This is a genomic window from Massilimicrobiota sp. An134 (assembly GCF_002160815.1).
GTDB classification, from domain to species: Bacteria; Bacillota_I; Bacilli_A; order Erysipelotrichales; family Coprobacillaceae; genus Allocoprobacillus; species Allocoprobacillus merdigallinarum.
The window spans coordinates 1-21,898 of the sequence record NZ_NFLH01000006.1; the positions used below are offsets into that span (position 1 = coordinate 1).

The window sequence follows — 21,898 nt, forward strand, 5'->3', positions numbered from 1 at the left end:
TGTACCCATGCCGAACACAGAAGTTAAGCATCACAGCGGCGAAGATAGTAGGCAACTGCGAAAATAGCACGCTGCCAGTCCATGTGAGGGAATAGTCATTCTATTCCCTCCCTTTTTTTATTCACTTATCTTTCCTTTTGTAGTAAAATGATTATAGGAAAGATATCCTTTATTCTTTGATATAATATTGTTTTAGATTGATTAAGAAGGGAGGATTTAATAATTGTTTACAATTATTATGAGTGCCTATGATGAAAGGAAAGAAAAAATATCTTTTAAATATTGCTGTTATTCTTCTGATTGGTGGAACAGTTATTTATTTATCTATAGGAAATCAATGGAAACAAGTTGTTGATGCTTTTGCACATGCTAAGATTTCTTGGATTATAGCAATGGCTATTGTCATGTTTTTATATTATATTTTCGATGCTTTTTCATTGTTATATTTTGGTAGATTTTATAAAAAGGATTATACTTATAAACAATCTTTTATAAATGCTATTAGTGGAACTTTTTTTAATGGAATAACACCATTTGCAAGTGGTGGACAATTTGCTCAAGTGTATATTTTTAATAAACAAGGGATTGCCCCTACGTATTCTGCAAGTATTTTATTGATGTGTTTTATTTGTTATCAGAGTGTACTTGTTATTTATACGGGTATTGTGTTAATATTTAAATATCAGTATTTTATAGAACGTCCTGCTATATTTAGTTTGGTTGTGCTAGGATTCTTAATTAATTTTGTTGTGATTGCGGCTTTGTTTGGTGGTGCTAAATCTAAAACTTTACAGAATTTTCTAACACATACTATTCTTAAATTTTTAACTAAAATTCGTATTATTAAAGATTATGAATCGACATGTTTTAAAGTTAAAACATATTTATCTGATTTTCGTAATCAATTAGGACTTTTACAACGTAATAAACCAGTTTTAATACGTTCTTGTATTTGTAATGTTATTAAGTTAACTATTATTTACAGTATGCCTTTTTTTAGTGCAAAGGCATTAAATTTAGATGTATCATTTTATGATTTTTTTGATTTTATTGGACTTTGTTCATGCATATATTTAATTAATGCATTTTTACCTATTCCTGGATCAAGTGGTGGTAGTGAAGGTGTTTATCTTTTACTATTTAGTTTTTTAGGACCAGTAGGTGTGTCTTCTTCTATGTTCTTATGGCGCTTTATGTCATATTATATGGGACTTATTATAGGAGCATTAGTTTTTTCTCTTGATAAAGAAATAAATCGAACGAGATTGGAGTAATTTTATGAATATAGCTTTATTTAGTGATACTTATTTACCCGATATTAATGGTGTAGCGACATCTACACATATTCTAAAAAAAGAATTAAAAAAACATGGGCATCATGTTTTAGTTGTGACAACTATATTACCTCATAATAGTGATTATATTGATGAGGATGATGGAGTATTACGTTTGCCTGGTATTGATTTAAAAAAATTATATGGTTATCGTGCATCCAATATCTATTCTTTTAAAGGTATGAAAGAATTGAAAGAATTCCAGCCTGATATTATTCATATTCAGACAGAATTTGGGATAGGTATTTTTGGGAAGATAGCTGGTGAAATTTTAAACATTCCAGTTTGTTATACTTATCATACAATGTGGGCTGATTATTCTCATTATATTACGCCTGGGAATTTAAAAGCTGTGGATCAGGCGGCTAAAAAAATTATTGAAAAAATTTCTAAGATATATGGAAATAGCTGTTCTGAGCTTATTGTACCTTCACAAAAGACAGCTGATGCATTGAGAAAATATGGTATTTCTAATTCTATTCATGTGATTCCAACTGGTTTGGAACTAGAGGCATTTGCATTAGAAAATAAAAATCAAGGTTTAGTGGATCAGATTTTGCAGGAATATCATTTACAGGATAAGTTTGTTGTTATTTTTTTAGGTAGAATTGCTCCTGAGAAAAGTATTGAAATTTTAATAGATGCAATGTCTGATATTGTGAAAAAAGAAGATAAGATATGTCTTATGATTGTTGGCGGTGGGCCACAACTTGAAGAATTAAAAACTTTGGTTCATCAAAAAGGATTAGAAAGTCATATATTCTTTACAGGACCAAAAGAGAGTGAGTATGTCCCTTCGTTTTATCATGCAGCACAATTATTTGTTTCGGCATCAGTAACGGAAACACAGGGGCTGACTTTTATTGAGGCTATGGCTAGTGGGTTACCTGTTTTAGCAAGATATGACAAAAATCTGGATGGTGTTATTGTCGATGGTCATAATGGTTATTTCTTTAAAGACCAACAAGATTTAGTTGAGAAAATTATTCATATGTATCATTCTGATTTAACACAACTTTCTACTTGTGCGAGAAACGATGCACAAAAATATAGTAGTGAGAATTTTTATCAGCATATTCTACGTACATATGAACAGGCATTAGCAAAACATCATTATTGTTATAAAGTTGTTTCTATTACTCCTGAAAATAATCATCTATACACTGTTGCTTTTCAATTTGATCATCATCAAATTCTATTGAGTCTATCTGGACAGGTTATTGAACGTTATGGCTTATCTGTTGGACAAGTTGTAGATAGAGAAGAACTAGATGCTTTAAAAGATCAGGAACAAGTTTCTAAAGCTTATAAATTGGCATTAAAGTATTTAACATATAAAGATTATACTTATGCGAAAATGCAAAAGAAACTTATGGATAAAGGAGATTTTGATGATATTCAAGTAGAGATGACAATGGATTTATTGATGCAAAAAAATCTTATTGATGATGCTGAATACACTAGAAACTATTTTCAAAAGGCAAAACGATTGGGAATGGGAATGAACAAAATTATTTATCATCTCAAAAAAGAAGGTGTTTCACCATTTATCATTGATGAGTATTTGGAAGAATATTCCCAAGATTTGGAATATGATAAAGCTGTGGAGTTGGTACAAAAACTTTATAATGAAAATACCACAAGACCACAATACGCATTAATACAAAATATTAGAAATAAATTGTTTAATAAAGGTTTTTCACAAGATGTAGTGGAAAGAGCCATTGAAAATTTTGATTTTTCAATACCTAAAGAACATACTATGAATTTACTGACAAAAGAATATTATCGTGTATATAATCGTTATAAAAATAGATATCAATCTCATATTCTTAAAAGTAAAATTATTACTTTTTTAGTTCAAAAAGGCTATGAATATGATGATGTTATGGAAATTATTCAACAATTATGGGAGGACACAAATGATTAAAATTAAAGATATGAAATGTGGTGACGATAATGTGGAATTTACAGCAATGATTTCACATGTCACTTTAGGAAAAACAAATGGTGCTCATAAAAGTAATTACTTGAGTATTGTTTTTCAAGATGATACTGGGACAATTGATGCCAAGTTATGGAATGCCAGTCAGGAACATATTGAATCTTTAAAAACAGGTGCTGTTGTAAGAGCAAAAGGTGATATTATTAAATATAGCGATGATCGTCAAATGAAGCTTATATCTATTGATGATGTTTCATATCAACGTTCACAACAAATTCAGTTTTTGGTTAAGGCACCAATGGATAGTGAAATGATGATGAAAGAATTAAAACAATATATTCAGCGTATTTCTAATACAAAATTATATGTTTTAACGAAACATCTTTTTGAAAATAATTTTGAAAAACTTAAAGTTTATCCTGCTGCCAGTAAAAATCATCACGAATTTGTATCTGGTTTAGCTTTTCACACATTGTCTATGTTAAGAGTAGCTGATGCTTTAATGAATGTTTATCCTGAATTAAATGCTGATTTGTTATATTCTGGTATTTTGCTTCATGACATTGGAAAAACAGTTGAATTAAGTGGACCAGTTGTTCCAAGCTATACATTTGAAGGACAGATGTTAGGACATATCTCTATTGCACAATCCATGGTTTATGCTGCAGCACAGGAGCTTCATATTGAAGGTGAAGAAGTCACATTATTACAACATATGATCTTATCTCATCATGGGAAAAATGAATATGGTTCACCAGTACTTCCACAAATTAGAGAAGCAGAAATGTTGCATATGATTGATAATATGGATGCCAGAATGAATATGTTTAATAAAGCTTTAGATACATTGGAATCTGGAGAAACTTCAAAACGTATTTTTTCATTAGAGAATAGAACGATTTATAAACCAAAAATGTATGAATAAAAAAGAATTTATAAGTTTAATCACTTATAAATTCTTTTTTTTAGCAATATCGAGATAAAATTCTTTCCACATTTCTTTAACATGTTCTTTAGAATAATATTGACTGATTTCATATGAATAGTTTTGATATTGAGAATAGAACTGAGGATCATTTTTCAGTTTTAAAATATTTTTGATAAATCCTTCGTTGTCATCAGCAACAAGATATTTTTGAAATAAAATATCTTGATAAAGCTCTAAATTTCTTAATAGAAGCGGTTTTTGACTATTAATGGCTTCTAGGATAGACATTGGAAAAAGTTCGTTATATGAGGGCATAAATAGTATATCAGCCATATTATAGATGTCATTCATTGATTCACGAGGAACGATACCGATAAAATGAACATTATGAGGTGGGTTTTCATATATTTCCTTGAGTTCTTCATAACCATCAGTAATTTTTCCAAAAGAAAATCCACCGGCCCAAACGAAAGTTATATCAGGTAATTTTTTAGCAACTTCAATAAAATCTTTGACACCTTTTCGTGTTTGAACTTGTCCAACTCCTAATACAACAAAAGCATTTTCATCAATATGATATTGAGATCTCGTTTGTTGAATATGTTCTTTTTCCTGTTTATAGAAAGTTTCTTTAGATACAAAATTAGGAATATATTTAATTTTATGTTCATCAATTCCAAAACGTACCAAATCCTTTATAAAGATAGGATTAACAACAATCAGATAATCAGCAGTATTATAAAAATGAGTAATGTATTTTTTGAATACTGTTAAAGCTGAATGAGGTAATTGGATACTTCCATCTAATGTATCTGGTAAGAAATGAACATAAGCAACATTAATACCTTTGTTTCTTTTCATTTTCATGAGATACTGAGGTAAAATTGTATGACAATGGATAATATCGGCAGGTTTGGAATCATTAATCACAACATCAAAATAATCACTTAACTCGTTTTTAACTAAAGCAACTTGTTCAAGATAAGCACTCCCCACACCTTGACCACGAACTTTATCAGCATTCGATAACATATTAATTCTTATTTTATGCATAATCTTCTCCTTTTTGATAATTTTCTACTCAATATAAAAACACAAAACAAGAGTTATCAAACTCTTGTTTCTCTTATTTTGTTATTTTTTGATAAATATCATCTAAATTCACATCTTGGCTGCGATCTTGATAGTGAGCTTGAAAACCATCATCGCGATTGTAACGTGGAATAATATGAATATGAAAATGATGTACAGTTTGACCTGCAACTTCATTCATATTTGTTATTATATTAAAACCTTTTGCATGAAGCTGATTTTGAAGCTGTAATGCGACCTTTTGAACAACTTCCATCATATGTGCTAAAGTTTGGCTGTCAACTTCTAAAATGTGAGCATAATGATTTTTAGGAATAACAAGTGTATGTCCATCAGTTGTTTGGCTTAAATCAAGGAAAGCCATACAAATATCATCTTCATAGATAATTTTACCAGGAATTTCATGATTGGCAATCTTACAAAAAATACAGTTATCCATTTTTCATACCTCCTATATTTCATTTTACAATAAAAAAGGAATAAGGAAAAGCCTTATTCCAAATAATTATCAGAAATCTCTTTAATTTCTGTTTTTAATAAATCATCGTGAACTTCAAAATGATATTTCTTTAAATAAGCTCCTTCGGCTTTTTCTTGAACCTCTCCATCACTAGCAAGTGCTGAAACGATGCCATCCGTATTTTTATGAGCAGTATCATATAGATAAACAACAGCATAATTATCATCACTTAATTTAATAGCTTGACTGTAAACACCATCTTTTTCTACTTTATTAAGATCAGATAATTTATCTTTTAAATTATCGTCTAAAGAAGAATTTTTTGTGACAACGCCTGCATCTTCACCGTCACTGCCATAATCTTCTAATAATTGATCAAAAGCTTTTTCATCAGTTGATTTTTCAATGATTTCTAGCGCTTCAGATTCTTTTTCTACAACAATTTTTTTCATGCTGCAAACCTGATATTCTGCAATTAAATCATCTAAATGTTCTTCAATATATTTTTGACGTAATAATTCTTGTTTAACTTCAGGAATCAAAGATTCATTTAAATAATCTTCTTTTGATTCATAACCAAGATTCTGAGCATATTTTTCTAAATCTCCATCAGCATATTCTGCATATTCATCTTCTCTTTGTTGTACGAGTTTATCAATTTCTTCTTGATCAGTAATTTCTTTATCAGCAATATTATCAAGAATAGTTGTGACAATTTCTTGAGCACCATAATTATCTAATAAATATTCAAAATAATCTTGTTTTGTAATATCTAATTGACTTCCACTCATAAGTGAATCTTGAGCATCAGAAACTTGAACACTATAACTTGAAGAAGAACAACCATACAATAAACTACCGCATAATAACAACATGATTAGTTTTTTCATTATGAGTTCTCCTTTCTTAAATCATTGCGAATATCTAAATTCTCATCAACAATATCTTGAATAGTCTGTTTAATTGTATCATCATGGTAATTGATTTCATAAGTGTTAAAAGCAAGATAAACCATATAATCATCATAAGTTAATAATGGTGAATCAACATCAACAGTTTTTAATTCTTTTTTAATTGATTCTTGATCTGTACTTGTACATTTTACAAAATAAACTCCATCTGATCCCTGAATAGCTTCACTGACTTCTCCTTCTTTTAGTGTTCTGGCAGCAGTCTGCACTTCTTCACCATAGGTACTTGATAAATCCGTATTAGCATCAATAATACCAAGACTTCCTTTTGCGCTTTTTGTATTTTCATCATTAGAATAATCATAGGCGATATCTTCAAAACTCTTATTTGTTTTTAATAAAGATTGAACTTCCTTTAATTTGTCATTTTCTTCATTAGTTGGATTTTCTGGATCGCTCATAGATACTTTAATGATATGAACCATACGAGGAGAAGCTTGTTGATAATAATCTTCAAAGACTTCATCAAAATGATCATTAATATAATCTTTCAAGAATTCTGCATATTGTAAAGATTGAATCAAAGAATCTCTATATTCATCTAAATCTTCTACACCTGATGCTTCTAAAGCGCTTTGTAATTCTTCTTCAGCGCTATCTCCATATTGATTTTGATAGTTTGTTTCAATGTTTTTAACAATTTCATCAGCATTTTCTTCCATGTCATCGTTGGCTGGAAAATTATTACGAATAAGCTGGTCTAATACATACGAAAATAAAGCTTGCTTACCTTGAGTAGATGAAGCTAAATCCTGATATAAATCATCAGCTAGAAGACTGACATCATCAATTGAAGCAACAACATCTTTACCATCTTTCTGGACTGTTTTTGAACTACAACCACTGAGTAATAGAATGCTTGCAAGTGCCAAACTTATAAGCTTTTTTTGTTTCATAAGAACCTCCTTAGTATAAACAATATTATTATACACAATCTTTAGATTTTTTCAACTTTTGTAGGCAAGAACACAAAATTTACGATGATTTTACCATAATATATAGTGTGTATAGGAGGAATCATGATGGTAGAAAATTCGAATTGTTTTCATAGTGAGATTACGATAGCTTTATTTATTTTATTAATCATCTTATTTTTAATCAATATAAAGGGGGAATGGATATGTTAGCACATCAAGGGTCTTTTACACTCATTTTAGTTTTATTTATTTTATTGGTTATTATTTGTGGAATCTGCTAACGCAGTGATAAGACAGCAAAATCAATCTGCTGTCTTTTTTTAGAAAGTTTTTTTCAAAAATGGGATATAATAAATTTAATTATCGTATTGCTTGACTGAACAGGCATTTTACGTAAAATATATCTTCGAAAGGGGCGATTTTATGTCGACTTTAAAAATAGAAAATTTACATGTTGAAGTAGGAGAAAAAGAAATCCTGAAAGGATTAAATCTAGAAATAAACACTGGTGAAGTTCATGCGATTATGGGACCAAATGGAAATGGAAAGTCAACTTTACTTTCTACTATTATGGGGCATCCTAAATATACGGTAACACAAGGAAAAATCACACTTGATGGACAGGATGTTTTAGCTATGAGTGTTGATGAACGTGCTAGAGCTGGATTGTTTTTAGGAATGCAGTATCCTCAGGAAATCCCTGGTATAACAAATTCTGATTTTTTAAGAGCAGCGATAAATGCTAAAAGAGATGAACCAATATCTTTATTTAAATTTATTAGAACGTTAGATAAAAACATTGAAGAATTAGGAATGGATGAAAACTTAGCTCATCGTTATTTAAATGAAGGATTTTCAGGTGGAGAAAAGAAACGTAATGAAATTTTGCAAATGAAGCTTTTACAGCCACGTTTTGCATTGTTAGATGAAATAGATTCTGGTTTAGATGTTGATGCTTTAAGAGTCGTTGCTGGAGCTATCAATTCAATGCGTAGTGATGAGTTTGGATGTATTATGGTTTCTCATTATGAAAGAATGTTTGAATTGGTAAAACCAACACATGTTCACGTTCTTGTTCAAGGACAAATCGTTATGAGTGGTGGATATGAATTGGTTGAAAAGATTGATCAAGAAGGATATGAATGGGTAAAAGAATTAGGTTATGATATCGAACAAAACGAAAGACAACCTATTATATTAGAAGCTTGTGGTAAAAAAGGACAATAAAAGAATGCAAGCACAATTATTATCAAAGATTAAGCCCATTATTGATCTTCAGCAAGATCAGCTATCTTACTATATGATTCTTTCATCACAATCATCTATTGAAACCCGCTTGCCTCAAGATGTATTGTTTCAAGATGGTGTTTTAATGTTTCAAAATAAAAAGCCACTCACTTTTTATATGATTTATGCAGGAGATGAAGATTTACATATTGATATCCATTTTCAGGCTTATTGTCAGGTGAATCTGATTGAAATCAGAGTTCTTTCATCAAATTGTACGTTACATAAAACAATGAAACTTGATGAAGGAGCTACTGTTCATGCTTTCAGTGAAAATTTATCAGAGTCTGCCAAGAGTCTGGAAGATGTTTATTTACAGGCATATGCTAACTGTCAGTATGGTTATTCAGAACTGTCAGATGATGCATTTGAAGGTCGCTATCATTTTTATTTAGATGGACCAGAAGCCAACGCAAAAGTCAGAACGGCAATTCTTTCTAAGAATCAGGAAAATAAACATTATGAAATTTTAATTCAACATAATCAACCTATGACTTATGGTCAGATGGATAATTATGGTGTTGTGAAAGATAAAGGACGATTGGTTATTGATGGTATTGGAACGATTACCAAAGGACAACATGGGTCTTCTGCACATCAGACAAATAAAATTATGATGTTTGATGAATCTTGCTATGCATGTGCAAATCCTTATCTGTATATTGATGATTATGATGTTCAGGCTTCTCATGCAGCAGCAGTAGGAAAAATGGATGAAGAACATCTTTATTACTTACAAAGTAGAGGTTTAACAAAAAAACAGGCTATGCAATTGATTACTTATGGTTATTTAATGCCTGTTGTAGAGGTTATTGATAATGACATGATTAAAAAACATTTTGAACAGTCCTTATCAAAGGTAGGTGCCTGAGATGTTTGATGTATATCAGGTAAGAAAAGATTTTCCTATGTTAAATGGAAAAACGATGCAAGGACATCCATTGATTTATCTAGACAATGGCGCAACAACATTAAAACCACAGATTGTTATTGACAGTGTCTGCGATTATTTAACAAATTATTCTGGTAACGCCCATCGTGGTGATTATGATCTATCTCACGAGGTAGATGAGCACTATGAAAAAAGTCGAGAAATTGTTCAACAATTTATCAATGCAAAAAGAAAAGAAGAAATTGTTTTTACTTCTGGTTCAACAGATTCATTGAATATGGTTGCATATGGTTATGGATTGACTCATCTTCAACAAGAAGATGAAATTTTAATCACAGTTGCTGAACATGCTTCTAATACTTTACCATGGTTTGATGTAGCTCGTATAACGGGTGCTGTTGTGCATTATATTGATTTAGATGAAACAGGACGATTAACTTTAGAAAATGTGAAAAAGGCTGTGACTGATAAAACGAAAGTCATTGCAGTAGCTCAAGTCACAAATGTATTGGGATATCAGGCACCGATGCAGGAAATATGTGATTTCGCCCATGAACGCGGTATTGTTGTAGTCGTGGATGGAGCTCAAAGTGTTCCCCATCAGGTGACAGATGTACAAAAAACGGATATTGATTTTTTAGCATTTTCAGGACATAAAATGTGTGGACCCACAGGTATTGGGGTGCTATATGGTAAATATGAGCTTTTAAAAAATATGCAACCAACACGATTAGGTGGAGGATCAAATTCACGTTATAATAGTTGTGGTGTTGTGACATTAAAAAATCCTCCATATCGTTTTGAAGCAGGAACACCTCATATTGAAGGGGCTATTGGTTTAGGCGCAGCTATTCAATATTTGATGGGTATTGGCATGGATAATATTCATCGTTATGAATTGGAACTGAGAAAATATTGCATTGAAAAAATGCAACAATTAGATAATGTTGATATTTATAATCCAGATTCACAGGGTGCTATAGCTTTTAACATTAAGGGTGTCTTTTCACAAGATGCAGCCAGTTTATTTAACAGTTATGGAATTGCTATAAGGGCTGGACAGCATTGTGCTAAAATCTTAGATGAATTTTTAAAAGTTTCAACAACTTTACGCGCTTCATTTTATTTTTATAATACCAAAGAAGAGATAGATGCTTTTATTGACGTATGTAAAAAAGGAGATGACTTTTTAGATGCATTCTTTAAATGATCCTCAATTATTGAGAGAAATTATTATGGATCATTATGAACACCCACGTAATCGTGGCCTTGTTGATGATGATTCTTACCATAAAATTAATATGAATTCAGAAACCTGTATTGATAATTTAGATATTCAGGTGAAGTTTGATGGTGATAAGATTGAAGATGTTCGTTATGATGGAGAAGCATGTGCCATCTGTACGTCTTCAACTTCTATTATGAGTGAGTTGGTTAAAGGAAAAACCAAAGATGAAGCACAAAAAATTATTGATAATTATATGAATATGATTTATGAAAAGGATTATGATCCTGATATTTTGGAAGAGGCTATTGCTTTTCAAAATACACATAAACAGGCAAATCGTATTAAATGTGCTACACTTGGATGGAGTGGTCTTATTGCATTAATGAAAGAAAGTGAGGAATAAATCATGGCAACAATAGATATTGATATTCCTACAACGAATACTGATTATGATTTTAAAGATGAAGATGTTTCTGTTTTTAAAACACCTAAAGGTTTAAATGAAGATATTGTCAGAGAAATTTCTGCTATAAAAAATGAACCAGAGTGGATGTTAGAATATCGTTTAAAATCTTTAAAATGTTTCTTGGAAAAACCAATGCCAACATGGGGTGTTGACTTGAGTCAGATGAATTTTGATGAATATACATATTATAATCGACCAAGTGATCATTTATCAGATAAGTGGGATGAGGTTCCAGAAACAATCAAAAATACATTTAATAAATTAGGAATTCCAGAAGCTGAACAAAAGTTTCTAGCTGGGGCTTCAGCACAATATGAATCAGAAGTTGTTTATCATAATATGTTAGAAGAAGTTAAAGAAAAAGGTGTTATTTTCTTAGATATTGATAGTGGATTAAGAGAATATCCTGAAATCTTTAAGAAATATTTTGATACTGTCATTCCTTATAATGATAACAAGTTTTCTGCTTTGAATGGAGCTGTATGGTCTGGAGGTTCATTTATATATGTTCCACCAGGAGTTAAACTTGATAAGCCTTTACAGTCATATTTTAGAATTAATAGTGAAAGAATGGCTCAGTTTGAAAGAACTTTGATTATAGTAGATAAAGGTTCAGATATCCATTATGTAGAAGGATGTACAGCACCATCTTATTCTAAAGATTCCTTACATGCAGGAGTTGTTGAGATTGTTGTTTTAGAAGGAGCAAAATGTCGTTATACAACGATTCAAAACTGGTCTAAAAATATTTATAATTTAGTCACACAACGAGCTAAAGTCGCTAAAAATGGCTCAATGGAATGGGTTGATGGAAATATTGGTTCAGCTGTGACTATGAAATATCCAACTTGTATACTCGCTGGTGAAGGGGCTAAAGGAACATGTATTACAATTGCTGTGGCTGATAGTCATCAGATTTTAGATTCAGGTGCTAAAATGATTCATTTGGCACCAAATACATCAAGTCAGATTATTTCTAAATCCATTTCACGCAATGGTGGAAAAGTTAATTATCGTGGATTAGTGAGACATCAAAAGAATGCGACAAATGCTAAAAGTAAGGTTGAATGTGATACTTTAATTTTAGATGACAAATCAACGAGTGATACTGTTCCAACAAATATGATGATGAATAACGAATCCATTATTGAACATGAAGCAACAGTATCAAAAGTTTCAGAAGATCAGCTTTTCTATTTAATGAGTCGTGGATTGACAAAAGAGCAGGCTACAGAAATGATTGTCATGGGATTTATTGAACCATTCTCTAGAGAATTACCAATGGAATATGCTGTAGAGTTAAATCAGCTCATTAAATTAGATATGGGAGAAAACAGCATTGGATAAACAAAAGTTGCGTTCTATCATGAAAGAAAAACGTCAGGCTTTATCGCCAAAGACGTTTTCTTTATATAATCAAAATATCTTGTCAAAAGTATTATCCCATCCTCTCATTCAAGAAGCCAAAATCATTGGTTGTTATGTATCTTTACCAGGTGAAGTTGATACCTTTAACATGATTGAAAAACTTTTGACTGAAAAACGAATTTGTGTTCCTAAAGTTATTGGAAATGAAATGGAATTTTATGAAATCCATTCTTTCAATGATTTACAGGAAGGATGTTTTCATGTCTTAGAACCATTCAATTGTGTTAAAATATGCCCACAAGAGATTGATTGCATGCTTGTTCCATTACTTGCTTACGATCAGGATAACTATCGTGTTGGATATGGAAAAGGTTATTATGATCGTTATTTTCAAAAAGATTTTCAAGGTTATAAGATAGGTTTGGCTTATTCTTTTCAATATGTTGATCATATTGATTATGATGAATTTGATCACCCATTAAATGAAATTATTCATGAAGTGTCATAGTCATATGACATTTTTTGTTTTTAGAAACATATAATATTTTGGTGAAATATGATGAAAAAATGGATAATCATTGCCACTTGTATATGTATCTTTTTAACAGTGACTTTAGGAATCATTTATATTCAGCTTATTCCTTTATTAAAAGATTATGGAAAGATGGAAATTGAACGTTTCAATCAGCTTATTATTTCGCATTGTTATATGACTGATCAAAAACAATATGATGATTTGGTTATTATTGAAAGAAATGAAAATAATGAAATTGAATTGATAGATTTTGATATGATTAAAGTTAATCAGTTAGCATCACAAATCGTTTTAGATATTGAAAAAACATATGCTCAAATTGAAGAAGGAAGTTATCAGGCAAAAGATGAAAGTGCATATCAAAAAAGGGTGGAAGAAGTGAGTCAGACTGGAATTATAGCTTCTATATCATTGAATACATTATTTCATTTACCATCTTTTTTCTTACTGCCTAGCATACCTGTCAATTATAAACATCTTTCCAGTGTAGGAAGTTCAATAGTTAAAAACATTGAAAATTATGGTGTGAATCATGTCATGATAGAATTATCCATTGAAATTAGAATGAATATTGCGATGGTTTATCCGTTCTTTGAACAATATCATACACAAGTTATTTCTATTCCCATTTTATTAGAGATTTTTCAAGGACAAGTTCCTTTGGTTTATTCATCATAGAAAGAAGAATGTTTATGCAAGATTTTTTAAAGATGTATTATCATATGGATTGTCATCTTCATTCAACGGGCTACTTTTATATAGAGAAACAACTTTATTATTTATCCTATATTCCAGATCCTCATGAATTTTTAAATCGATATCATTATTATCGCTATTTAATGCATCAGTGTGGTATACAAGGTTATGATATAGTTAAAAATATTTATCAGGAACTTTTGACTCAAAACTATGTGTTGTTGCTTTATCATAAAGAACCATTATCAATAGAACGATATATTCAACAAACGATGATGGTTTATCCATTTCCTAAAATGAAGGTTCAACAAATTAAAGAACAATGGATTTGTAAAATAGACCAGGCCAGAGAAAAGGCAAAAGATTATGCTTATAGTTTTAAACATGACCAGGATATTTTATCATTAATCTATTATTATTGTGGATTAGCTGAGAATAGTATTAATATTCTTAATTATTTATTACAGATTGATAATCAGGCGACTTTGCCAGTATCTTTATCATTATCACAACCAGGTTTTCAATATATTTATGAACTGATCAATCCATGTTCATATATTTTTTCAACCCGTATGCGACATCTTGCCTGTTTAATGAAAAGTCAGATGTTGACGTTTTCACAGCTCCAGCAACTGTTAGAATCGCATTATTTTGATGTTTATGAAATTATTTATTTTTATGCCAGAATGTTATATCCATCTCACTTTTTTCACTGTCTGCTTTGTGGAAACCTTGATGAAAAAATGACATCATTTTTTTATCAACAGATGAAACAGGAGCGAGAAATGTACTATCAAATTTTTCATATTTTATCTTTTTATGTGACTCTACCCAAAATAAGTTGGATAAATCGTTAAAATATGGTATAATATTGCACAGTTAATTGAGAGGGTTGTATGTATGGATTTGATAAATAGTATAAAAAAGAATGAACATATAAGAGAGTCATTGATTCGTTTGAAATCATTAGAACAATGTGATTCTTTGCTTCAAAAAGATCAGCAATTCAAGCAGACATTAATTGAATTCTTATCTCATGAAGATCCTAAGATTCGAAAAAATAGCGCCATATTATTAGGAAAGTATGATGATACGGTTGATATATTATTAGATGCTTATGATAAAGAAAAAACAGAATATGTCAAAGAAGCTTATTTAGCAGGTATATCTTGTCATAATTGTCGTAGCTATATGAACAGACTCAAAGAGATTCAAAATAAGCTCATTCATGCTTCTGAAATGACAAAACATATTCAAGCCCAATTAAAGATATTAAATTCCCTGATTTTAAAAAATCAGGTACATAAACGTAAAATTATTAAATTAAAACATGAACCTGTTGATGTGGTATTAACATCATTGCCATACTATCAGTTTGTCTTATTTGAATCTGTGTTGCATTTAAAATACAAACCTGTTACACAAGGTGTATTGGTTCGTAGTGATTCATTATATGATTTATTGAATATTAGAACATATCGTGATATGTTGATTCCTTTGTCTGGTGCTACTGGATTAAATATTGATTTAGAAAGCATTATGGCTGGTTTTCAACGATGTCATTTGGAAGATATTTTAGATAAACTTTATGATGATCAGTCTATTTTTTATTTTAGAGTGGCTGATGAAACAAGAGAAAAACATCCAACTCTTATTAAAAAAGTTTCACAAGCTATATTTGAACTATATCCACAACGCTTGTTGAATACAACAGATGGTTATGATATTGAAATTGTTTTAAAAGAAATGAAAAAAGATAAGGTTAATGCTTATTTGCGTTTGACACATTTGAAAAGTTCTCGTTTTGAATATCGTCGAGAAATCATTTCTAATTCTATGCAGCCTTATATTGCTGCAACACTTGTTCAACTTGCAAAACCATATATGAAAGACCATGGAAAAGTTTTGGATCCATTTGTTGGATGTGGGACATTATTGATAGAAAGAAATTATGTCGTTCCTGCAAAGTTTGCGATGGGAATTGATGTTTTTGGTAAAGGTATTGAAGCTGCCAGAAAGAACAGCAAAGCAGCGGGACAGAATATCTATTTTGTGCATAAGGATGCATTACGTTTTGTGAATAATGAAATGTTTGATGAGATCATTACAGATATGCCAACATTACCACAAATGAATGATTATCAGCAACTGCAGGAACTTTATGATCGCTTCTTTGAGCGTATTCATCGTTTAGTTAAACCTAAAGGATATGTTTTTCTTTACACAAGTGAAATTTCCTTAGTTAGAAAGAATTTAAGACTTCAAGAGGGATATTTAACTCTTGTCGAACATTATGAAATTCCTCGAGGAAAAAATATGTTTTATTTCTTTATTATGCAGTTAAAATAACCTACAATGTAGGTTATTTTCTATTTTTCTAGTTTGGAGGTGTGTCGTTCATGTTTGCTTTACTTTCATTGCTTTTGATTCCTGTCATTATTTATTTTGCTTTTTATTTTCAAAGAATTATTTCCTTTTTTTATCCACAAAAGAATATTTTTATATCTATCATTTGTTTTTTGATAGCTGTTCTTTTTGTTTATCCAGCACGTAACTTTTTTAGCTTTTGGGCAGTCATTGTTTTGCATTTATTTGCTTTTTCATTATTAACTGATATGATCATGTGGTTGATACATAAAAAGAAAAGTAATCATATACTTGATTCTATTTATCGTTTAGGACTCATTCCGCTGTTATGTGTATGCATATTATTAGGGTATGGATATATAAATATGAAAGATGTTCATGCTGTTCAATATACGATTGAAACACAAAAACAGCTTTCACAAAATTATAAGGTTGCATTTATAAGTGATTTGCATTTTCCTAATACTATGAATAAAAATGAATTGATACAATATTGTAATGACATTTCAAAAGAAAATCCTGATTTTGTCTTATTAGGTGGAGATATTGTTGATGAACGAACAACTTTGCAGCAAATGCAGCAAACTTTCCAGGCTTTATCAACCATTCAAAATCAATACGGTATTTATTATGTTTATGGAAATCATGATCAGGCATTATATGCAAGTCAACCTGCTTTTACGCCTGAAATATTAAAACAGACAATTGAACAAAATAATATCCATATATTATGTGATGATAGTATCCGTATTCGGGATGAAATCACATTGATTGGACGAGATGATCGTAGTCATCAGCGTGTTTCAACTTCAGACTTATTACAGAATGTTTCCTCGGATGATTTTTTGTTGTTGGTGGATCATCAGCCTGTGGAACTAGATACAAACAATCAATTACAAATTGATTTACAAGTTTCAGGTCATACACATGGTGGACAAATGTTTCCTGTTGGCATCTTGAGTGAATGGCTTGGATTTGGTGAAATGAATTATGGCTATCGTCAATTATCACACATGCAAGTTGTTGTATCTTCAGGTATTGCAGGATGGGGATATCCGTTGCGTACAGGCTCTCAATCAGAGTATCTGATTATAAATATTCAAAGTCAACCATAAAAACCAGCTATCCTTGGATAACTGGTTTTTATGGTGCTGTATTTTGTGTTGATGAATGATCTTCATTAGGTATATCTTGATTGGTGTCATCAGTTTCTTCTTGTACAGGATCTTGAGATGGTGTGGTATCTTCTGGAACCTGATTATCTTCTTGAGAATTCTCTTCCTGATCTTGATTTTGAATATCTTGTTGAGATTGTTGGTCTTGTGAAGGTTGTTGATTTTGTGAAGATTGTTCTTGAATCTGTTGTTGTAATTGTTCGATTTCATTTTGTTGTTTCATGTAATATTGATAGCCAACATAACCAGCAAGACATAATGCTATTATAATAACGATAATAAATAGGAATAAAAAGAATTTTGAAAGAAACGAATGTTTCTTTTTTTCTTTAATGACTTTTGTATGATGTTTAGTTTTCTTTTTCGTTTTTTTCTTAACTTTGGTTCTTGGTTTTTGTTTTTTAGAAACAGGTTTATTTTGTGTTGAATGAGAGTTGATATATTCAGTTTCTTTTGGATCTTCATGAGAAGTGTCATGAAGATGTTCATCAAAATCATTATGAAGATCACTATTAAGATCATCATGATAATCATTGTTTTGCTCTTTTAAATCATTATCGTATGCAAAGTCATCATCTTCATCATCAAATGTAAATTTTTTTACCATTTTTATCACCTGTGTATAGTATGAACATTTTCTATGACTTTTATATTAACTTGATAGTTAATTATGTATTAAAATATATTTAGTAATACTAAATAGAAAAGAGCTGATTGAATGGATGAAAGATATGAAAGACAATTAAAAAAAGGAATTTTAGAAATTTTGGTTTTACAGCTTCTTTCACAAGAAAGGATGTATGGCTATCAGATGATTATGTGTATGAAAGAAAAAAGTCATGGTATGTTTGAAATGAAAGAAGGAACACTCTATCCTATTTTATATCGTTTAGAGGATAATGAATTGGTTGAGAGTCAATGGACGCCACCACAAAATAAAGAATTATCACGTAAATATTATTGCTTGACAGATAAAGGGAAAGAACAGCTCAAAGCATTGAAACAATTATGGAAAAATTTTTCAATGGTTGTTAATGAGATATTAGAGGAGAATGAATATGAATAAAGAAAAATATATAAAAAAAGTTATCAGATTATTAAATTGTTCTCAACAACAAAAGAAAAAAATTAAATTGGATTTAGAAAATGACATTGAAATGGCATTAAAAAATGGTGAATCATTTGAAGAAGTCATTCAAAGAATGGGGATACCAAAAGAATTGGCTCATGAATTTAATGAAAACATGGGTGTGAAAACACGTCGTTCTTATAAAAAAATAATTGGCATTATTATGGGTGTTGTCGCTGTATTGATTTTAGGTGTCTATTTATTGGTACGTTCTCTTATTCCTGAGTATCAGACATTAGGAACATCTGGATTATTTGATCAAAAAACAGTTGAACAGCATATGGAAGAAACAATTTTAGATGTATCACATCTTGACATACAAGCCATACTTGAAAATTGTGATGAAAAAATGAAAGAATCTATGTCAGAAAGTCTTCTCAAAGAATCAATTTTATCGTTAGGAGATTTGGGAGATTATCAACGTATAACAAGTCAGAGATATACAGAAATTAAACAAAACAATGATATTTGTGTTGTGGGAGAAGTTGTTGCATTATATGAACAGCGTAGTGTAACATACACAATAACTTTTAATGAAAATTATGAATTAATGGGGTTATATATGAAATGATGAAGAATATAAGTTATCTGTTAATGTCAATCACATGCTTTGTTTTTGCGTATGCACACTTTAAAGGAAATGTTTCGTTGGTTCATAGTTATCATAAAAGAAAAATAGAACAAGAGAATCTGATGTCATATTCAAAGACAATGGGAGTAGGTATGTTGATGTGTGGTTTGGGTTGTTTGATGAATCTTTTAGCTCGTTTATTACGTTTATTTGTGTTGGGTGAAATATTCATGGTTATTGGCATAATAGCGGGTGTTGGAATCATGCTTTATGCTCAATTGAAGTATAATCATGGTATCTTTTAGGAGGCGATAGAATGGGACTTGTGATATCTATCATATTTTTAATAATATCCATCTTATTATTAATGGGAAAAGGATCGTTTTTGATTGCTGGTTATAACACTGCTAGTGAAAAAGAAAAAGCAAAGTATAATGAAAAGAAATTATGTCGTATTGTAGGATTAGGTTTTCTTGTTATGACTTGTGGCTTGTTTTCTTTGTTTATGCTAAAAGATATAGGACTATATATAATGATAGGAACTTTTATTGTTGGAATGGCGATTATTTTTATTGGCAGTGAGTATGCCAGTGTAGAGCGTAATCAAAAGAAAACGAAAATGTCTATAGGAATAGGGGTATTGATTACTGTTATTTTGGGAGCTTTTATTATGGGTGTTATGTTTATAGGTGATATTGATATAGAATATAATGATGACTATGTTCAACTATCAGGAACTTTTGTATCATCTTCAAAAATTGATTATGATGATATTTTAAAAGTAGAATATTGTGATGATTTTGATATTGGTCGTAAGAAAAATGGTATCAATAATGCAGTTGTTGAAGCGGGCAGATATTATAATGATGAATTTGAGAATTATCGTCTTTATGCATACACGCATAGTTCACACTATGTTATTATTTATACAGAAAATGAAATTTTTGTTGTAAGTGGAGAAAATGAAAAACAGACTCAAAATATTTATAATCAACTAAGTTCATATAAAAAAGCAACGTTATCTCACGTTGCTTTTTTTGGCTAGTTAAATAGATGAAATTTTGAAAAAGGGAATAATTTTGAAAAACTAGCACAGTTGAAGTAATGCTCACATTTTATCCAAGAAGGACAAATTTCATAATTGTGAGCTAATAAGAAATAATTATAAGAAACATTCATGAAAAGACCCTCCTTTGATAATAGATCATTTTTTACACTTTTATTATATGATTTTTTATGTAAAAGAAAAGGGTCTGAGAATCTAAATATGATGATTGATTTTTGTGCATATTGCACAAAAGAAGAGTATAATAAAAGAAAGTAGGTGAGATGATGGGATTTACAATAGAAGATGCATTGAATGAAACCAAAGAATTATATCAGCTTACACTATTATGTGGACAAAAAGGGTGTGCCAATGCTATGAGCTGGGTTCACCTTATTGAAGATACAACGACAATTCAACAATTGTGGGGAAAAGAATTGATTGTGACAAGTGGTTTAGGATTTCAAAAAGAAGGAGCACTTTTAAACCTTGTAGAATATTTGGTTAAGTATCATAGTGTCGGGCTTATTATTAATACTGGAAAGTATATTTTTGATGTTCCTCAAGATGTTCTTGATTATTGTGAAAACAATGATTTTCCACTGTTAATTTCACCATGGCATATTCATATGGTTGACCTGATTAAAGATTTTTGTATGCGTTGTTTGTTTTCGCAAAAAGAGGATTATTTGGTTACACAGTATTTTCAAAATATTTTTAGTGATCCACGCACTATTGAAGAAAATAGGAATGAATTAATGCGTAGTTTTGATGTAGATGGAGATTTTCAGGTTTTGTTGATAGATATTGAGGACGCCAGTCAGTATAGTGAAATTGAAAGAAGAAGATTATCTTTACAATTACAGCTCTATTTTGAAAAAATAGAGTGTCCCTATAGCTTTTTTTGGTATGATGGATATTATGTGCTGATTGTCAATAATTTATCTCAAAAGGTCTTTTATCAATTAGTGGAGTCCATGTATCATCGTGCTAAAAATAGAATGAGAGTATCTGCTTTGCATATTGGAATGGGTACCCAATTAAAAGATATCAGAGAATTGAATTTAAGTTATCAACGCGCTTTATCAGCAGTAACATTTGCCAGAATGTTTCAAAAAAATATTATTTGTTTTGATGATATGGGTATTTATCAGATTTTATTTTCTATACAGGATCAAAAAATATTATCTGATATGTATCATCATTTATTAGATACATTGATTCAATATGATCAAAAACATAATAGTGAATTAGAAAAAACATTATATTATTATTTGAAATATGATGGAAGTCCACAAAAAATTGCGAGATCAACATATACGCATCGTAATACTGTTCATTATCGTATTGAAAAAATAAAAACACTTTTAAATTGTGAACTTGCAACTTTTGAAGAAAAATTTCCTTATATGATAGCCTTTTATATTGCTAAAATGATGAAATAGAAGAAAACAGAAAAATGAGACATGATTTCTGTTTCTTTTTTATTTTC

General features: G+C 30.2%; 24 protein-coding genes and 1 rRNA gene. 20 read left to right on the forward strand and 5 right to left on the reverse strand.

The window, feature by feature from the left end; translation table 11 throughout:
• From rrf to B5E79_RS03895, 4 genes are all read left to right on the forward strand, one after another.
• Positions 1 to 80, forward strand: a 5S ribosomal RNA gene (gene rrf / locus B5E79_RS14000); the annotation flags it as partial.
• 171 nt (positions 81 to 251) lie between these two features.
• Positions 252 to 1,274, forward strand: a complete 1,023-nt coding sequence (locus tag B5E79_RS03885; RefSeq protein ID WP_087297120.1) for a lysylphosphatidylglycerol synthase transmembrane domain-containing protein — start codon at positions 252 to 254, stop codon at positions 1,272 to 1,274.
• 4 nt (positions 1,275 to 1,278) lie between these two features.
• The gene (locus B5E79_RS03890) at positions 1,279 to 3,264 is read left to right on the forward strand and encodes a glycosyltransferase (RefSeq protein ID WP_087297054.1); all 1,986 of its coding nucleotides are present in this window, start codon (positions 1,279 to 1,281) and stop codon (positions 3,262 to 3,264) included.
• Entirely contained in the window at positions 3,257 to 4,204 is a 948-nt protein-coding gene (locus B5E79_RS03895; protein ID WP_087245603.1) for a 3'-5' exoribonuclease YhaM family protein, read from the forward strand. The genes B5E79_RS03890 and B5E79_RS03895 overlap by 8 nt, the downstream gene beginning before the upstream one ends.
• A 24-nt stretch (positions 4,205 to 4,228) precedes the next feature.
• On the opposite strand, the gene B5E79_RS03900 is transcribed toward B5E79_RS03895, so the two are convergent.
• From B5E79_RS03900 to B5E79_RS03915, 4 genes are all read right to left on the reverse strand, one after another.
• On the reverse strand, positions 4,229 to 5,260 hold the full coding sequence (locus B5E79_RS03900) for a glycosyltransferase family 4 protein (protein WP_087297055.1): 1,032 nt from the start codon (positions 5,258 to 5,260) through the stop codon (positions 4,229 to 4,231).
• A 73-nt stretch (positions 5,261 to 5,333) separates the two neighbouring features.
• Positions 5,334 to 5,738 carry an HIT family protein gene (locus B5E79_RS03905; protein WP_087245607.1) on the reverse strand — a complete coding sequence of 135 codons (405 nt, stop codon included), beginning with the start codon at positions 5,736 to 5,738 and terminating at the stop codon, positions 5,334 to 5,336.
• A 53-nt stretch (positions 5,739 to 5,791) separates the two neighbouring features.
• Complete coding sequence (locus tag B5E79_RS03910) at positions 5,792 to 6,649, reverse strand: peptidylprolyl isomerase (RefSeq protein ID WP_087297056.1); 858 nt, start codon at positions 6,647 to 6,649, stop codon at positions 5,792 to 5,794.
• On the reverse strand, positions 6,649 to 7,626 hold the full coding sequence (locus B5E79_RS03915; protein ID WP_087297057.1) for a peptidylprolyl isomerase: 978 nt from the start codon (positions 7,624 to 7,626) through the stop codon (positions 6,649 to 6,651). Before B5E79_RS03915 ends, B5E79_RS03910 begins: the two co-directional genes overlap by 1 nt.
• Positions 7,627 to 7,850: 224 nt before the next feature.
• Here B5E79_RS03915 and B5E79_RS14005 point away from each other — a divergent pair, with 224 nt between their 5' ends.
• From B5E79_RS14005 to B5E79_RS03970, 11 genes are all read left to right on the forward strand, one after another.
• Complete coding sequence (locus B5E79_RS14005; RefSeq protein WP_081652836.1) at positions 7,851 to 7,928, forward strand: YjcZ family sporulation protein; 78 nt, start codon at positions 7,851 to 7,853, stop codon at positions 7,926 to 7,928.
• Positions 7,929 to 8,070: 142 nt separating this feature from the next.
• Complete coding sequence (sufC, locus tag B5E79_RS03925) at positions 8,071 to 8,874, forward strand: Fe-S cluster assembly ATPase SufC (protein WP_087297058.1); 804 nt, start codon at positions 8,071 to 8,073, stop codon at positions 8,872 to 8,874.
• Between the two features lie 4 nt (positions 8,875 to 8,878).
• The gene (locus B5E79_RS03930; protein WP_087297059.1) at positions 8,879 to 9,805 is read left to right on the forward strand and encodes a SufB/SufD family protein; all 927 of its coding nucleotides are present in this window, start codon (positions 8,879 to 8,881) and stop codon (positions 9,803 to 9,805) included.
• Between the two features lies 1 nt (position 9,806).
• Positions 9,807 to 11,036 (forward strand): aminotransferase class V-fold PLP-dependent enzyme, encoded by a 1,230-nt coding sequence (locus B5E79_RS03935; RefSeq protein WP_087297060.1) that lies wholly within the window; start codon positions 9,807 to 9,809, stop codon positions 11,034 to 11,036.
• Complete coding sequence (gene sufU / locus B5E79_RS03940; RefSeq protein ID WP_087245621.1) at positions 11,020 to 11,457, forward strand: Fe-S cluster assembly sulfur transfer protein SufU; 438 nt, start codon at positions 11,020 to 11,022, stop codon at positions 11,455 to 11,457. The genes B5E79_RS03935 and sufU overlap by 17 nt, the downstream gene beginning before the upstream one ends.
• A gap of 3 nt (positions 11,458 to 11,460) precedes the next feature.
• Positions 11,461 to 12,867 (forward strand): Fe-S cluster assembly protein SufB, encoded by a 1,407-nt coding sequence (gene sufB / locus B5E79_RS03945; protein WP_087297061.1) that lies wholly within the window; start codon positions 11,461 to 11,463, stop codon positions 12,865 to 12,867.
• A complete protein-coding gene (locus B5E79_RS03950; RefSeq protein ID WP_087297062.1) occupies positions 12,860 to 13,396 on the forward strand; it encodes a 5-formyltetrahydrofolate cyclo-ligase in 537 nt (178 codons plus the stop codon). The genes sufB and B5E79_RS03950 overlap by 8 nt, the downstream gene beginning before the upstream one ends.
• 51 nt (positions 13,397 to 13,447) lie before the next feature.
• Positions 13,448 to 14,101, forward strand: a complete 654-nt coding sequence (locus tag B5E79_RS03955) for a sporulation protein YunB (protein ID WP_087297063.1) — start codon at positions 13,448 to 13,450, stop codon at positions 14,099 to 14,101.
• A gap of 14 nt (positions 14,102 to 14,115) precedes the next feature.
• Positions 14,116 to 14,976, forward strand: a complete 861-nt coding sequence (locus B5E79_RS03960; protein WP_240924510.1) for a hypothetical protein — start codon at positions 14,116 to 14,118, stop codon at positions 14,974 to 14,976.
• Positions 14,977 to 15,019: 43 nt separating this feature from the next.
• Positions 15,020 to 16,468 carry a methyltransferase domain-containing protein gene (locus tag B5E79_RS03965; protein WP_087297065.1) on the forward strand — a complete coding sequence of 483 codons (1,449 nt, stop codon included), beginning with the start codon at positions 15,020 to 15,022 and terminating at the stop codon, positions 16,466 to 16,468.
• A gap of 50 nt (positions 16,469 to 16,518) precedes the next feature.
• Positions 16,519 to 17,601 (forward strand): metallophosphoesterase, encoded by a 1,083-nt coding sequence (locus B5E79_RS03970; protein WP_241147445.1) that lies wholly within the window; start codon positions 16,519 to 16,521, stop codon positions 17,599 to 17,601.
• A 28-nt stretch (positions 17,602 to 17,629) separates the two neighbouring features.
• On the opposite strand, the gene B5E79_RS03975 is transcribed toward B5E79_RS03970, so the two are convergent.
• Entirely contained in the window at positions 17,630 to 18,268 is a 639-nt protein-coding gene (locus B5E79_RS03975) for a DUF2371 domain-containing protein (protein WP_087297067.1), read from the reverse strand.
• Between the two features lie 111 nt (positions 18,269 to 18,379).
• Here B5E79_RS03975 and B5E79_RS03980 point away from each other — a divergent pair, with 111 nt between their 5' ends.
• From B5E79_RS03980 to B5E79_RS04000, 5 genes are all read left to right on the forward strand, one after another.
• Positions 18,380 to 18,727: a PadR family transcriptional regulator gene (locus B5E79_RS03980; RefSeq protein ID WP_087297068.1), complete on the forward strand. Its 348-nt coding sequence runs from the start codon at positions 18,380 to 18,382 to the stop codon at positions 18,725 to 18,727.
• On the forward strand, positions 18,720 to 19,361 hold the full coding sequence (locus B5E79_RS03985) for a DUF3887 domain-containing protein (RefSeq protein WP_158095464.1): 642 nt from the start codon (positions 18,720 to 18,722) through the stop codon (positions 19,359 to 19,361). Before B5E79_RS03980 ends, B5E79_RS03985 begins: the two co-directional genes overlap by 8 nt.
• The gene (locus B5E79_RS03990) at positions 19,358 to 19,666 is read left to right on the forward strand and encodes a hypothetical protein (protein WP_087297070.1); all 309 of its coding nucleotides are present in this window, start codon (positions 19,358 to 19,360) and stop codon (positions 19,664 to 19,666) included. The genes B5E79_RS03985 and B5E79_RS03990 overlap by 4 nt, the downstream gene beginning before the upstream one ends.
• An 11-nt stretch (positions 19,667 to 19,677) precedes the next feature.
• Positions 19,678 to 20,406 carry a DUF3784 domain-containing protein gene (locus B5E79_RS03995; RefSeq protein WP_087297071.1) on the forward strand — a complete coding sequence of 243 codons (729 nt, stop codon included), beginning with the start codon at positions 19,678 to 19,680 and terminating at the stop codon, positions 20,404 to 20,406.
• A gap of 287 nt (positions 20,407 to 20,693) precedes the next feature.
• Complete coding sequence (locus tag B5E79_RS04000; protein ID WP_087297072.1) at positions 20,694 to 21,851, forward strand: PucR family transcriptional regulator; 1,158 nt, start codon at positions 20,694 to 20,696, stop codon at positions 21,849 to 21,851.
• Positions 21,852 to 21,898: the final 47 nt, after the last annotated feature.

What these genes read in the sequence shown, in the direction of transcription:
- B5E79_RS03885 (WP_087297120.1), top strand. Translation starts at nt 252, where the DNA reads ATGAAAGGAAAGAAAAAATATCTTTTAAATATTGCTGTTATTCTTCTG.
- B5E79_RS03890 (WP_087297054.1), top strand. Translation starts at nt 1,279, where the DNA reads ATGAATATAGCTTTATTTAGTGATACTTATTTACCCGATATTAATGGT.
- B5E79_RS03895 (WP_087245603.1), top strand. Translation starts at nt 3,257, where the DNA reads ATGATTAAAATTAAAGATATGAAATGTGGTGACGATAATGTGGAATTT.
- B5E79_RS03900 (WP_087297055.1), bottom strand. Translation starts at nt 5,260, where the DNA reads ATGCATAAAATAAGAATTAATATGTTATCGAATGCTGATAAAGTTCGT.
- B5E79_RS03905 (WP_087245607.1), bottom strand. Translation starts at nt 5,738, where the DNA reads ATGGATAACTGTATTTTTTGTAAGATTGCCAATCATGAAATTCCTGGT.
- B5E79_RS03910 (WP_087297056.1), bottom strand. Translation starts at nt 6,649, where the DNA reads ATGAAAAAACTAATCATGTTGTTATTATGCGGTAGTTTATTGTATGGT.
- B5E79_RS03915 (WP_087297057.1), bottom strand. Translation starts at nt 7,626, where the DNA reads ATGAAACAAAAAAAGCTTATAAGTTTGGCACTTGCAAGCATTCTATTA.
- B5E79_RS14005 (WP_081652836.1), top strand. Translation starts at nt 7,851, where the DNA reads ATGTTAGCACATCAAGGGTCTTTTACACTCATTTTAGTTTTATTTATT.
- sufC (WP_087297058.1), top strand. Translation starts at nt 8,071, where the DNA reads ATGTCGACTTTAAAAATAGAAAATTTACATGTTGAAGTAGGAGAAAAA.
- B5E79_RS03930 (WP_087297059.1), top strand. Translation starts at nt 8,879, where the DNA reads ATGCAAGCACAATTATTATCAAAGATTAAGCCCATTATTGATCTTCAG.
- B5E79_RS03935 (WP_087297060.1), top strand. Translation starts at nt 9,807, where the DNA reads ATGTTTGATGTATATCAGGTAAGAAAAGATTTTCCTATGTTAAATGGA.
- sufU (WP_087245621.1), top strand. Translation starts at nt 11,020, where the DNA reads ATGCATTCTTTAAATGATCCTCAATTATTGAGAGAAATTATTATGGAT.
- sufB (WP_087297061.1), top strand. Translation starts at nt 11,461, where the DNA reads ATGGCAACAATAGATATTGATATTCCTACAACGAATACTGATTATGAT.
- B5E79_RS03955 (WP_087297063.1), top strand. Translation starts at nt 13,448, where the DNA reads ATGAAAAAATGGATAATCATTGCCACTTGTATATGTATCTTTTTAACA.
- B5E79_RS03960 (WP_240924510.1), top strand. Translation starts at nt 14,116, where the DNA reads ATGCAAGATTTTTTAAAGATGTATTATCATATGGATTGTCATCTTCAT.
- B5E79_RS03965 (WP_087297065.1), top strand. Translation starts at nt 15,020, where the DNA reads ATGGATTTGATAAATAGTATAAAAAAGAATGAACATATAAGAGAGTCA.
- B5E79_RS03970 (WP_241147445.1), top strand. Translation starts at nt 16,519, where the DNA reads ATGTTTGCTTTACTTTCATTGCTTTTGATTCCTGTCATTATTTATTTT.
- B5E79_RS03975 (WP_087297067.1), bottom strand. Translation starts at nt 18,268, where the DNA reads ATGGTAAAAAAATTTACATTTGATGATGAAGATGATGACTTTGCATAC.
- B5E79_RS03980 (WP_087297068.1), top strand. Translation starts at nt 18,380, where the DNA reads ATGGATGAAAGATATGAAAGACAATTAAAAAAAGGAATTTTAGAAATT.
- B5E79_RS03985 (WP_158095464.1), top strand. Translation starts at nt 18,720, where the DNA reads ATGAATAAAGAAAAATATATAAAAAAAGTTATCAGATTATTAAATTGT.
- B5E79_RS03990 (WP_087297070.1), top strand. Translation starts at nt 19,358, where the DNA reads ATGATGAAGAATATAAGTTATCTGTTAATGTCAATCACATGCTTTGTT.
- B5E79_RS03995 (WP_087297071.1), top strand. Translation starts at nt 19,678, where the DNA reads ATGGGACTTGTGATATCTATCATATTTTTAATAATATCCATCTTATTA.
- B5E79_RS04000 (WP_087297072.1), top strand. Translation starts at nt 20,694, where the DNA reads ATGGGATTTACAATAGAAGATGCATTGAATGAAACCAAAGAATTATAT.